This is a genomic window from Achromobacter xylosoxidans, from assembly GCF_002192695.1.
Classification (GTDB): domain Bacteria; phylum Pseudomonadota; class Gammaproteobacteria; order Burkholderiales; family Burkholderiaceae_B; genus Achromobacter; species Achromobacter xylosoxidans_C.
In genome coordinates this window covers 1-12,351 of the sequence record NZ_MTLG01000047.1, presented here as the reverse complement: position 1 = coordinate 12,351, position 12,351 = coordinate 1, and the positions used below count along the sequence as shown (strand labels likewise).

At 67.2% G+C, this 12,351-nt stretch carries 14 protein-coding genes and 1 pseudogene; all 15 read left to right on the top strand.

Features of this window, described 5'->3' with window-relative positions; genetic code table 11:
- Position 1: 1 nt before the first annotated feature.
- Positions 2 to 235, top strand: a complete 234-nt coding sequence (locus BRO63_RS04855) for a TIGR03758 family integrating conjugative element protein (protein ID WP_053817027.1) — start codon at positions 2 to 4, stop codon at positions 233 to 235.
- Positions 236 to 251: 16 nt separating this feature from the next.
- Positions 252 to 611: a TIGR03745 family integrating conjugative element membrane protein gene (locus tag BRO63_RS04850; protein ID WP_088138678.1), complete on the top strand. Its 360-nt coding sequence runs from the start codon at positions 252 to 254 to the stop codon at positions 609 to 611.
- 12 nt (positions 612 to 623) lie between these two features.
- A complete protein-coding gene (locus tag BRO63_RS04845) occupies positions 624 to 1,034 on the top strand; it encodes a TIGR03750 family conjugal transfer protein (RefSeq protein WP_047350881.1) in 411 nt (136 codons plus the stop codon).
- Positions 1,031 to 1,723: a PFL_4703 family integrating conjugative element protein gene (locus BRO63_RS04840; RefSeq protein ID WP_047350882.1), complete on the top strand. Its 693-nt coding sequence runs from the start codon at positions 1,031 to 1,033 to the stop codon at positions 1,721 to 1,723. Before BRO63_RS04845 ends, BRO63_RS04840 begins: the two co-directional genes overlap by 4 nt.
- Positions 1,720 to 2,637, top strand: a complete 918-nt coding sequence (locus BRO63_RS04835) for a TIGR03749 family integrating conjugative element protein (RefSeq protein ID WP_047350883.1) — start codon at positions 1,720 to 1,722, stop codon at positions 2,635 to 2,637. Before BRO63_RS04840 ends, BRO63_RS04835 begins: the two co-directional genes overlap by 4 nt.
- Entirely contained in the window at positions 2,627 to 4,045 is a 1,419-nt protein-coding gene (locus BRO63_RS04830; RefSeq protein WP_088138677.1) for a TIGR03752 family integrating conjugative element protein, read from the top strand. Before BRO63_RS04835 ends, BRO63_RS04830 begins: the two co-directional genes overlap by 11 nt.
- A complete protein-coding gene (locus tag BRO63_RS04825) occupies positions 4,026 to 4,475 on the top strand; it encodes a TIGR03751 family conjugal transfer lipoprotein (protein WP_003050109.1) in 450 nt (149 codons plus the stop codon). Before BRO63_RS04830 ends, BRO63_RS04825 begins: the two co-directional genes overlap by 20 nt.
- On the top strand, positions 4,475 to 7,357 hold the full coding sequence (locus BRO63_RS04820) for a conjugative transfer ATPase (RefSeq protein ID WP_003050106.1): 2,883 nt from the start codon (positions 4,475 to 4,477) through the stop codon (positions 7,355 to 7,357). The genes BRO63_RS04825 and BRO63_RS04820 overlap by 1 nt, the downstream gene beginning before the upstream one ends.
- 24 nt (positions 7,358 to 7,381) lie before the next feature.
- Positions 7,382 to 8,146: a DsbA family protein gene (locus BRO63_RS04815; RefSeq protein WP_003050104.1), complete on the top strand. Its 765-nt coding sequence runs from the start codon at positions 7,382 to 7,384 to the stop codon at positions 8,144 to 8,146.
- Positions 8,147 to 8,322: 176 nt separating this feature from the next.
- Positions 8,323 to 8,817 (top strand): JAB domain-containing protein, encoded by a 495-nt coding sequence (locus BRO63_RS04810; protein ID WP_003050103.1) that lies wholly within the window; start codon positions 8,323 to 8,325, stop codon positions 8,815 to 8,817.
- Between the two features lie 163 nt (positions 8,818 to 8,980).
- Positions 8,981 to 9,427, top strand: a complete 447-nt coding sequence (locus BRO63_RS04805; RefSeq protein ID WP_013520787.1) for a TIGR03757 family integrating conjugative element protein — start codon at positions 8,981 to 8,983, stop codon at positions 9,425 to 9,427.
- Positions 9,424 to 10,371, top strand: coding sequence for a TIGR03756 family integrating conjugative element protein (locus tag BRO63_RS04800; protein WP_088138676.1), 948 nt, complete (start codon positions 9,424 to 9,426; stop codon positions 10,369 to 10,371). The genes BRO63_RS04805 and BRO63_RS04800 overlap by 4 nt, the downstream gene beginning before the upstream one ends.
- Before the next feature lie 9 nt (positions 10,372 to 10,380).
- The gene (locus BRO63_RS04795) at positions 10,381 to 11,775 is read left to right on the top strand and encodes an integrating conjugative element protein (protein ID WP_058181978.1); all 1,395 of its coding nucleotides are present in this window, start codon (positions 10,381 to 10,383) and stop codon (positions 11,773 to 11,775) included.
- Positions 11,772 to 12,131 (top strand): hypothetical protein, encoded by a 360-nt coding sequence (locus tag BRO63_RS04790; RefSeq protein WP_058181979.1) that lies wholly within the window; start codon positions 11,772 to 11,774, stop codon positions 12,129 to 12,131. The genes BRO63_RS04795 and BRO63_RS04790 overlap by 4 nt, the downstream gene beginning before the upstream one ends.
- Before the next feature lie 13 nt (positions 12,132 to 12,144).
- A pseudogene (locus BRO63_RS04785) lies at positions 12,145 to 12,351 on the top strand (conjugal transfer protein TraG N-terminal domain-containing protein); the annotation flags it as partial.

Here is a 12,351-nt window from a genome sequence, read left to right as displayed (position 1 = left end):
CATGAACGGCGCCCAGGTCTCGGCATTTCAAGCCAACAGCGGCATCGCGCCTTCTGCGATGGCGACCGTCCTGGTCGGCGTCGTGTTCGCGGTCCTGCTCGTCTGGGGCGTCTGGGCCATCCGAACGGCCTACGTGGGGTGGTCCGAGAGCCGCCTCAACCAGCGCCAGTTCCTCGGCGTCGTCGTCCGGTTTTTGGCGATGTATCTCGTGCTGACCTTCTTCCTCCTCTCCTGACCTGAAAGGCCTGACCATGCAAAACCGCATCCTCAATTCCCATCTTGCCCAGCGCACCGCCGTGGTACTGGGCGCCGCCGCGCTGCCGGCGCTGTCGTTCGCACAAGGTCTGCCGCAGTTGGAGAACCCGACGCGGGGAACCGGCAACGGCATCATGGAGACCATCAGGAACTACGGCTACGACATCATCATGCTCGTGGCCCTGCTGGTGGTGGCGTCGATGTTCATCGGCGTCTGCTACCACGCCTACGGCACCTACGCGGAAATCCACACCGGCCGTAAGACGTGGGGCCAGTTCGGCCTCACGGTCGCCATCGGCGCCGTGCTGCTCGTGATCGGCATCTGGCTGCTCACCGAAGCCACCGGCATCCTGTAAGGCTAGGCCGGTATGTCCGATCAGCAGCACGTCCGTGCGGACGGGACCGTGACGTTCCTTCCGCACCGGCTTAACCGCCACCCCGTTGTCGTGCGCGGCCTCACCGCCGACGAGCTGTGGATCTGCTGCGGCTTGTCCGGCGCGGCCGGCCTGCTGGTCGGCGCGCCGCTTTCGTGGATGCTCCGCACCATTGCCATCGCACCGACGTTCGTTGTCCTGGGCGTGGCCTTGGGCGTGTTCATCGGCGGCGGCATCCTGCGCCGCCTCAAGCGTGGGCGCCCCGACACCTGGCTGTATCGGCAACTGCAATGGCGCATCGCCACGCTGCATCCGCTGATGGCGGGCTGGGTGGGCGGCCACGTGCTGATCTCGCGCTCCGGTTTCTGGACCACCCGACGGTCTGCCTCAAGGAGCGCACGATGAGCCGCTTCAAGAACGAGATCGCCCACCTGCAGGCGCACATCAAGACGCTTCGCCTGGGTGCCGGTGCCCTGGTCATCGTCGCCCTGGTCATGGGCGGCGGCTGGTGGAGCGCGCCGCGCGACCTGACCATCCACGTCCCGCCTGACCTGCGCTCGGGCAGCACCCGCAAGTGGTGGGAGGTGCCGCCCGAATCGGTCTATGCGTTCACGTTCTACGTGTTCCAGACCCTCAATCGCTGGCCGACGAATGGCGAAGAGGACTACGCGCGCAACCTCCACACGCTCTCGCCGTACCTCACGCCGTCCTGCCAAGCCTTCCTGCGCGCGGACTACGACTACCGCCGCAGCACGGGCGAGCTGCGCCAGCGCGTGCGCGGCATCTACGAAATCCCTGGCCGCGGCTACGGCGACGACCCTACGGCGCGCGTGCGCACGGTCTCCGATCGCGACTGGGTGGTGACGCTGGACATCACCGCGGACGAGTACTACGGCGCGGAACAAGTCAAGCGCGCCCTGGTGCGCTACCCCGTGAAAGTCACCAAAGTGGACATCGACCCCGCGCGCAATCCGTTCGGCCTGGCGCTCGACTGCTACGCCGGCACGCCCCAGCGCATCAGCACCCCGGAGCCGACGCGCCCGGCATCCGGCGGCCTGTCTCCGCAAGCGCCTCAAGGAGGAACCACCCCATGAAGCATCCTGTACTCGCGCTGCTGGGGCTGCTGGCCGTGGCCGCCGCACCCATCGCCCAGGCGGTGGAAATCCTGCGCTGGGAGCGCATGCCGCTGGCGGTGCCGCTGAAGGTCGGCCAGGAGCGCATCGTGTTCATCGACCGCAACGTCCGCGTCGGCGTGCCTGCGGGCGTGGGCGAGCGCCTGCGCGTTCAAAGTGCGGGCGGCGCCGTGTACCTGCGCGCCAGCGAGCCGATCGAGCCGACACGGCTGCAATTGCAGGACGCCGACACGGGCGCGCTGATCCTGCTGGACATCGCCGCCGAACCACCCAAGGACGGGGAAGCCGAACTGGAGCCGGTGCGAATCGTCGAAGGCAACAGCACTCCAGCGCGCTATGGCAATCAGTCCGGTGGTGCCGACGAGACCCCGGCGCGCGCCCAGGACCAGGCAGGGACGCGAGCAGCGCGGCGCGAAACCCCGGTCCCGGTCGTGTTGACGCGCTTCGCCGCACAGAACCTCTACGCGCCGCTGCGCACTGTGGAACCGCTGCCGGGCGTCATGCGGGTCAACCTGCGCCGCGACATGGACCTCGGCACGCTGATGCCGACATTGCCCGTGCGCGCACTCGCGCTCGCGTCGTGGCGCCTGGAAGACCAGTGGGTCACCGCCGTGCGCTTGACCAACACGGGCGCGGGCTGGGTCACGCTTGATCCGCGCGTGCTGCAAGGCGACTTCCTCACCGCCACCTTCCAACATGAGGCGCTTGGCCCGCGCGGAACACCCGAGGACACGACCGTCCTGTACCTGGTGACGCGCGGTCGCGGCCTTGCGCAGTCGCTGCTGCCCGCGATCCACCGCTTCGACCCCGCCGCACATCTCCCGCTGCCGAAAGACAGGCCCACGGACGCCAAGGAGGCCCCCGATGCGCAGTAATGGACTCCTGAAGTGGCTGATGATCCCGGTTGCCTTGCTGGTGCTGTTCGTCGCCATCCGGCTGTTCTCGGGTGGCAGCACTTCGGCACCACCGGCCGCGGATGCCGGCGCCAAGCTCACGCCTGCGGAAATGAAAGCGTTGGGCATCGAGGGGGATACCCCGCGCGACACCGTGGCGACGCTCGTTGCCCAAGTGAAGCAGTTGCGCACCGAGCTTCAGACCGCGCTCTCGGACAACAAATCCCAGCGTGAGGAAAACCAGCGGCTGCGTCAGCGCGAGAGCTCGATCGACCAGCGCATCAACTCTGCGCTGGAGTCCGAACGCTCCAACCTGCGGCGCGACCAGCAGCAGGCGGCCAGCGAGCGCCAGCAGACCGAGGGGCTGCTCGCTGACCTGCAGCGGCGCCTGGACAGCATTGGTGGGCGCGGTGGCAGCCATGCCGATCTGCCCGTGGGCCTGGGGCTGCAGGGGGGCGACGAGGCCGGGATGGAAGGCGGCATGCGCTGGGTTGAACCGGATGACGCGAAGCCTGCCGAGGGACGCAACAGGGGGCGCGGCACGGCTGGCGGCATGAGCTTCCCGACGAGCTTCGGCCCCGAGCAGAGCACGTTGCAAACCACGGCGGAAACCGTGACGAACGCCGGGGCACGCGCCGCGGGCGTCAAGACCGCAAAGCCCGTCTATACCGTCCCCACGAACTCCACGCTCATGGGCTCGGTGGCGATGACAGCGCTGATCGGGCGTGTGCCGATCGACGGCACCGTCAACGACCCGTACCCCTTCAAGGTGCTGGTGGGGCCGGACAACCTCACGGCGAACGGCATCGACATTCCCGATGTGGCCGGCGCCGTGTTCAGCGGCACCGCCTCGGGCGACTGGACGCTTTCTTGCGTGCGCGGCCAGGTGCGCAGCATCACGTTCGTCTTCAACGACGGCACGATTCGCACGATCCCCGAAGACCGCGAAGGAAACCAGCAGAACAACCAGCAGCGCGATGGCTTGGGCTGGATCAGCGATCCCCACGGCATTCCTTGCGTCAGCGGCGAGCGGCGCAGCAACGCCCAGCAGTACCTCGGCTCGCAGGCCCTGATCACCGCGGCCGGTGCCGGCGTGGCCTCGCTCATCGAGAGCGACAGCGGCCGCATGTCCTATGTCGGCTCGGACGGCTCCATCGGCACCGTGGGCATCAGCGGCCAGGAGGCGGTCGGCCAGATTCTGGCGGGCGGCGTGCGGGACATGTCGGCCTGGGTCAACAAGCTCTACGGCCAAGCGTTCGCCGCCGTCTATGTCCAGCCCGGCGCGAAGGTCGCCGTCCACCTCGAAAAGCCGCTCGCCATCGACTTCGATCCCGAAGGCCGCAAGGTCGATCACCGCACAGGAGAAAGCCATGCTCTCGAACTTGAATAGCTTGGCCCGTGGCCTGGCGCTGGTCCTCGCCGTCGCGGCGCTCGCCGGCTGCGCCACCAGCAAGGAAAAGCTGCTGACCCACGGTGACCGCACGATGATGGACATCTGGCAGCAGGAGGCCGGGGACGGCGGTGGCGCAGCCGGACGGAACGCCGGCGGCCAACTGCTCGATGCGCGCCAGAGCCTGCGTCGGCCGCTGACCGACGCCGATATGCAGGCCGCACCTGCCGAGCAGATGCGCTACACGCGCACCGCGCGCAACGAGGTCCATCGCCAGTTCCAGCGCCTGCCCAATCCCGATCTCGTGATGTACGTGTACCCGCACCTGGCCGGCACCGATCCCGTGCCGGTGCCCGGCTACACGACCGTCTTCCCGCTGTACCAGCGCATTCAGTACGCGATGCCGGGTGAGCGCGTGGAGGACTACTGATGCGCTGGAAACTTCCCTGGCCTAAGCCGGCCGCGCTGAAGCTGGCCGCATCCGGCGCTGGTGATGACGAGCAGCCGGACGGCTGGCAGCGCCACATTGAGGCCTTGCGCCAAGCCGGCATCCCCGAACCCGGCTCGGCAGTCCGGGGCCGCAAACCGGCGACGGAGGCCGACGAGCAGGCGCTGTACGAGGTCGCACCGTCCTTCGTGGAACTGCTGCCCTGGGTCGAGTTCTTGCCCGAGTCAAGGTCCATGTTGCTGGAGGACGGCCAATCGGTGGCGGCCTTCTTCGAGCTGGTGCCGCTGGGGACCGAGGGCCGGGAACCGGGCTGGCTTGCCCACGCCCGCGACGCCTTGGAGAACGCGCTGCAGGACAGCTTCGATGAGCTGGACGAGAACCCCTGGGTGCTCCAGCTCTATGCCCAGGACGAGCCGAGTTTCGACCAGTACATGCAGACCCTGCGTGACTACGTGCAGCCACGTGCCCGCGGGACAGCGTTCACCGAGTTCTACCTGCGCTTCTTCGGCCACCATCTGCGTGCGGTGGCCAAGCCCGGCGGCCTGTTCGAGGACACGGTGGTCACGCGGCTGCGCTGGCGCGGGCAGACGCGGCGCGTGCGCATGGTGGTCTATCGACGTGCCACCGGGCAGGCAAGCCGCCGCGGCCAGACGCCCGAGCAGATGCTGAACATCGTCTGCGACCGCCTGTGTGGCGGGCTGGCGAACGCCGGCATCCAGGCACGGCGCATGGTCGCAGCCGACGTCCACGACTGGCTGCTGCGGTGGCTCAATCCGCGCCCCGCGATGCTCGGGCCCAGTACAGAGGACCGGGAGCGCTTCTACGCACTGGCGCGCTACCCGGACGAGACTGAGGCCGGCGAGATCGAACTGGCGAGCGGGCGGGATTTCAGCCAGCGGCTGTTCTTCGGCCAGCCACGCTCCGACGTGGAGCACGGCACCTGGTACTTCGACGGCATGCCGCACCGTGTGCTGATCACCGACCGGCTGCGCATGCCGCCCGGCACGGGACATCTAACCGGCGAGACCCGCAAGGGCGATGCGATCAACACGCTGTTCGACCAGATGCCGGAAGACACCTTGCTTTGTCTCACGATGGTTGCCACGCCCCAGGATGTCCTGGAATCGGATCTGAACCACCTGGCGAAGAAGGCCGTGGGCGAGACGCTGGCGTCGGAGCAGACGCTCAAGGACGTGCATGAAGCCCGCTCGCTGATCGGCAGCGCGCACAAGCTCTACCGGGGCACGCTGGCGTTCTACCTGCGCGGGCGCGACGAGGCGGAACTGGATCGGCGCGGCCTGGACCTGGCGAACGTGATGCTCAACGCTGGTTTGCAGCCGGTGCGAGAGGATGATGAGGTGGCGCCGCTCAACAGCTACCTGCGCTGGCTGCCGTGCTGCTACAACCCCGGCAAGGATCGGCGCCGGTGGTACACGCAACTGATGTTCGCCCAGCACGCGGCAAACCTGTCGCCGGTGTGGGGCCGTGCCCAGGGTACGGGGCATCCAGGCATCACGATGTTCAACCGCGGCGGCGGGCCGATCACCTTCGATCCGCTCAATCGCCTGGACCGGCAGATGAACGCCCACCTGTTCCTGTTCGGCCCGACGGGTTCCGGCAAATCGGCCACGCTCAACAATCTGCTGAACCAGGTCACGGCCATTTATCGGCCGCGCCTCTTCATCGTGGAAGCCGGCAATAGCTTCGGCTTGTTCAGCGACTTCGCCAGGCGCCTGGGCCTGACCGTGAATCGGGTCAAGCTGGCCCCCGGATCGGGCATCAGCCTAGCGCCGTTCGCCGACGCGCGCCGGCTGATCGAAACGCCCAGCGATGTGCAAACGCTCGATGCCGATGCGCTGGACGAAGACCTGCCACCCGATGCCTCAGCCATGGAGGCGGACGAACAGCGCGACGTGCTGGGCGAACTGGAGATCACGGCGCGGCTGATGATCACTGGCGGCGAGGACAAGGAGGAAGCCAGGATGACGCGCGCCGACCGCTCGCTGATCCGCCAGTGCATCCTCGACGCCGCCGAGCACTGCGTGGCCGAGAAGCGCACGGTGCTCACGCGCGACGTGCGCAATGCGCTGCGCACCCGCGGCCAGGACCCGACGTTGCCCGAGATGCGGCGCGTGCGGCTGCTGGAGATGGCGGACGCGATGGACATGTTCTGCCAAGGCACGGACGGCGAGATGTTCGACCGCGACGGCACGCCGTGGCCCGAGGCCGACATCACGCTGGTGGATCTCGCGACCTATGCCCGTGAGGGCTACAACGCGCAGCTCTCGATCGCGTACATCAGCCTCATCAGCACGGTGAACAACATCGCGGAGCGTGACCAGTATCTCGGCCGCCCGATCATCAACGTGACCGACGAAGGCCACATCATCACGAAGAACCCGCTGCTCGCGCCGTATGTCGTGAAAATTACAAAAATGTGGCGCAAGTTGGGCGCCTGGTTCTGGCTGGCGACGCAAAACATCGACGATCTGCCGCGCGCCGCAGAGCCCATGCTCAACATGATCGAGTGGTGGATCTGCCTGTCGATGCCGCCGGACGAGGTGGAGAAGATCGCACGATTCCGCGAACTCTCGCCGGCGCAGAAGGCGCTGATGCTTTCGGCACGCAAGGAAGCGGGCAAGTTCACCGAGGGCGTCATCCTCTCCAAGAGCATGGAGGTGCTCTTCCGCGCCGTGCCGCCGAGCCTGTATCTCGCGCTCGCGCAGACCGAACCCGAAGAGAAGGCCGAGCGCTACCAGCTCATGCAGCAGCACGGCGTCAGCGAGTTGGATGCCGCCTTCAAGGTGGCCGAGAAGATCGACCGGGCACGCGGCATCGAGTCGCCGGCCCTGGCCCTGCCCTGAATCTGCCGTGCACCGGAGAACGCCATGGAACAGAAACGCTCATCCATTCCGATGCAGGTCCAGGCGTTCCGCCGTCGGCGCTGGCGGGCCCGCTGGCCATGGGCGTTAGGCGCAGTGCTGGTTGCGCTGCTGCTGATCTGGCTCGTGTCCCGTTCGCCAGGCGAGTCCACGCCCCAAACCTCGGCGCCTGTCAGCGAGACGCAGGTGGCCGGGCCTCCTTGGCAGATGGGCAACCCGGCAGGTCGTTTCACGCTGACGCTCTACGCGGACCTCGAATGCCCGTTCTGCCGGTCCTATTTCCCTGTCCTCAAGCGTTGGGTAGCCGGCAATGCGGACGTGGCCTTGCAATGGCACCACCTGCCGTTGGCCGCGCATGAGCCGGCCGCGTCCGCCGAAGCGCGCTTGGTGGAATGCGCGGGCGAAGCCGGCGGCCATCCCGCCTTCTGGCAGGCTGTCGAGTGGGTCTATGTCCACACACACAGCGACGGCCAGGGCTTGCCCGAAGACCTGCGCCACCCCGCCCTGACGCCAGCCATCGAACAGTGCATTGCGAGCGAGCGGCCCGACGCGGCGATTCGTACCCAAACTGCGGAAGCCACGAACAGCGGCGTGACCGCCACGCCGTCGCTGCGGCTGCACGATCGCGAAACCGGCAAGGCGATCCTGCTGCAGGGCCCGATCGAGGGCGATGCCTTGCTGTCGGCCATGGACATGCTCGCGGCCGGCGATCCCGCCGCCACACCCACATCGGAAATGCCTGCCGACGTCGTCGGCGACATGCCCAGGTAGCCCCGGTCTTCAAGGCTACGGCGCAGTCCGCTGCGCTGACCACAACCCCGTTCGCCTCGCATCCTGGCCGCGAACGATCACCGCTGCCGCGGTGATGGATGCACCTTGTTCGTTCCCCAGGAGGGCTTGCCCTCCCAGGGCGAGTGCCCTCCGATCTCACCGTCTGGAGGTTCGCCATGTCTTTCGCCGTCAATGACTCCTGCCTGGAGTCGCTTTCCGCCATCGCTGCCCAACACGAGGACTGGATCATCCAGCAAGCCATCGTGCTGCTGGAGAGACGGGTCTTCAAAGCTGGACCGTGCCTCAGCCAACCGGCCGCTGTACGGGACTACCTGCGTCTGAAACTGGTCGCTGAGCCCAATGAGATATTCGCCGCTGTGTTCCTGGACAGCCTGCACCAGGTGCTGGCCTACGAGCCGCTGTTCAGGGGCACGATCAACGCGACTTCGGTCTATCCGCGTGTCGTCGTGCAGCGTGTGCTGGAGTTGAATGCCGCCGCGGTGGTCTTCGCCCACCAGCATCCTTCGGGCGTCTCCGAGCCGTCCAGCGCGGATCGCATGCTGACCCAGCAACTGCAAGCCGCGCTGGCGCTCATCGATGTGCGGGTACTGGACCACATCATCGTCGGCCAGGGTGCCCCGTTCTCCTTTGCGGAATCCGGCCTGCTGTAGCAATGGCACCGGCTCCTTGATCCACGCGGAGGCTTCGGCCTCCGCTTTTCATTGGCGCAAGACAAGCAGGTATGCGGGCAGTCCGCGATGCGCATTGTTTGTTGGGGCCGCATGGCGTTCGGCGTTTGACTATGGCCCTTGACAACTCTTGGGGGCGCTCGACATGCCAGCATCTTCATCCAGGTTCGCATCGGGCTGGCGAACCCTTGGCCTGGCCGTTGCGCTGCCGGCTTCCCTGGCCGTGTTCAGCCCGGCCAGCTTCGCCGCCGATGTGGTGATCATCACCGACAGCCGTCACCCGGTCAGGACCATGGGTGGCGAGCAGCTGATCGAGCTGGATGAAGCGCCCCGGATCGAAGCGGAGCTTTCTGCGGCGCTGCCCGCCGATCCCGGACAGGCAACAGCCATCGTGAAGCGCCGGCTGAGCCAGGGGGGCGCTGACCTCCAGCGTCGCATCGCCACCGCATACCAGGGCGTTGCCGACGCATGGAGCCTGGGCATCACCACCATTCCGGCTGTCGTGGTGGATCAGCGCTACGTGGTCTATGGCGAGCCTGACGTGGCCCGCGCCATCGCGCGCATCGAACAGCACCGGAGGGCCGAACCGTGATCCGCTCATTCGACCTTCTGCGCCGCATGCGGGCTGCCGTCACCTCCGTGCTGCTGCTCAGCGCCACGGGCAGCTACGCCCTGAACACGGCGACCATCGTGGGTTCAGTGGCTTCGCCCGATTGCCTGGAGTACCGGGTGGTGGGTATCTGCTACTGGCTCTACTGCACCTGGACCGGCTGCACGGTGCGCACGTCCGTCAAGGTCAGGCACTACATCCCCGATGCGGTGGTTTCGTCCTACTCGAACACCGGCGAGAACCCCTGGGTCGAAGTGCGCGCCATGAGCACGCCCAACCCTTCGGCCCAGGCCGGCGGGGACGGCACCACCAATGAAGATCACGAAAACAATCTCGCGAAGTTCAAGAACGCGGACGTCATCGGCCACCCCGGCGTCGAGGTGTTCAACCAGTTCGTCTCGTCCTCGGGCTATTTCTGCGAGGGCGCAGGCACGGCCTTCATGCCGTACCTGCTCAGTACGCTGGACACGCCGGCCTGGCGCTACAACGTACCGGAGATGGTGTACCCGGAGGCATTGATCCCGGGCATGCGCGAGGTCGGCGCGCGCTCGACCCTGAACCTCTGGGGCAACGTCTATCCGCGCGGCGGCTTCCTGCACCAGACGGACGACCACAAGGCCGGTGCCGTGGTGGCCCAACGGGCCGGCGATGTGGTCACGCGCCGCGGGCAGATCCACGTCTATCAGCCGCTGCTCGCCAACTCCCGCGATGGCTACTGGCCGGCCGGCGCGCTGATGGAGGGCGATGCCTCGACCGGCAAGTGGCAGGAACTCACGCCCGTCCTGTCCTCGTCCTGCACGGTCTTCCCGCGCAACGGCTTCCTGACACAGGCCCAACAAGGCGACTACGCCTGGGCGCTGTGGCGTCCCTATGCGTGCTGCGAACGCCGGGGCCAGGTGTTCCTCGGCAGCGTCGATTTCCTCTGAGGTGCCACGATGAAGCGTCCTGAACCGATGAACCTGTCCACCAAGGCATGCCGCCTGCTGCGGCCGACGGCGCTGGCCAGCACGCTCGCCCTGGTCTGCGGCCTGGCGTGGGCGCAGGTCGGATACCAGAACAGCGGTCCCGTCCTCGGGGATGACGTCATGTACTCGATCGGCGGCGGCAGCGCGGTGTCCATGGGCCGCGCGGCCGGCATGCGCTCCATCGGTGTCGGCGTGGGGTGGAACAGCAACCTGATCTGCGGCGACATGAGCATCCAGACCACGCTGCGCAATCAACTGAACGGCATCACCAATGGCTTTCAGCAGATCATGAGCAACGTGATCCAGAGCGCGACCAGCGCGGTCGCATCGCTGCCGGCGCTGATCATCCAGCGCGCCGATCCGGGTCTGTACAACTTGCTGACCAATGGCGTGCTGCAGGCGCGGCTGGATTTCGACCGCTCGAAGCTGACGTGCCGCGCGATGGCCGAGAAGATGGCCGAGACGGCGGGCGGACAGCTTGGCTGGAGCCAGATGGCCGAAGGCATGGCGCTGCGTGACGCGGTTGGCAGCAACGATGCCGTGTCGGCCGTCGAGCAGGCCGAGACGCGACGCGGCAACGACGGCGTTCCCTGGGTGGGCGGCAGCAATGCCGGTGGCGCGGGCCAGTCCGCCATCCGGGTGGTCAGCGATGTCACCCGCGCGGGCTACAACCTGGTCAACGGGCGCGGCGTGACCGACACGTCCTCCATCTCGCCCGCCAGTTGCGCGAGCCTGTCCTGCCAGACCTGGACGTCGCCGCAGCAGGCGACCGAATGGGCCACGCGGGTCCTTGGTGAACAGGTGCAGCGCACGTGCGACTCATGCACCAAGACCGAGACCGTTCCCGGCGTCGGGCTGACGCCGCTGATCCAGGAGGAGTACGAAACCAAGCTGGAGGTCCTGCAGGAGCTGGTTTCCGGCACGCGCAATACCACCTTCGAGAACTTGCGTGAGGCTGGTAGCACGTCGCTGCCGATCACGCGCGGCGTCATCGAGGCGCTGCGCGACGAGCCGGACCAGGACTTGCTAGCGCGGCGCCTCGCGTCCGAGGTGGCGCTGTCGTCGGTGCTGGAGAAGGCACTGCTGCTCCAGCGCACGCTTCTCACCGGCAAGAAAGAGCCCAACGTGGCAGCCAACGAGTTGGCGGTCGAGGCCGTGAACCACGAGAGCGACACGCTCGACCGCGAGATCCGCAACCTGAAGACCGAGCTGGAGCTGCGGCGCGAACTGGCAAACAACTCGCCGATGGCCATCATCCAGCGCCATGGCACGCGGGCGGCGGGTTCCCGCGGCATCTATGAGGGCGACCCGGTACCCGACCGCCTCGACCAGTTGCAGAAGGGCAATCCGGGAGGTCGGCCATGAGCGCGGAGCGCATGGCCTGGCGCCCCTTGCGCTGGCTCTTCAGCCGGCGCGCGGCGAAGGCGCTGCTGTGGACGGCCGCGATCGTCGCCGCTGCGGTGGGCGCCAACATCGCCGGCATCTACCTGGTCGGCAGCGTGGCCGGCTGGGAGCGGTGGCTCGGGGCCGCATCGGGCTACTTCTTCGTGTGGCGGTTGTGCCTGTACGGGGCGACGGCCTACGGCTGGGTCTGGATGCGGCGACGGCTGCTGGCGCGCGAGGACAGCACGCTGGCCCGACGCCGGCTGATTCGCGCTGAGGTCGCCGGCATTGTTGCCATCGTGGCGCTGGAAGCCAGCCTGTTGATGCAGGCCGCTTGAGGGGATCGAGGCCATGACGCTTTTTACAACCGACTACCTGGAGTACTATCTGACGCTGGTGTCTTGGATCGTCCATAACGGCATCTGGGCGGTGCTGGTATCCAGCGGGGTATTCGCGTTGCCTTTCGTCGCCATCATCGTGCAGGAGTGGTTGAAGGCCCGTGCGGAAGGCGCCGACGAAGGCAACAAGGGCGTGCTCTCGGCTGCGCGCATCGAGAAC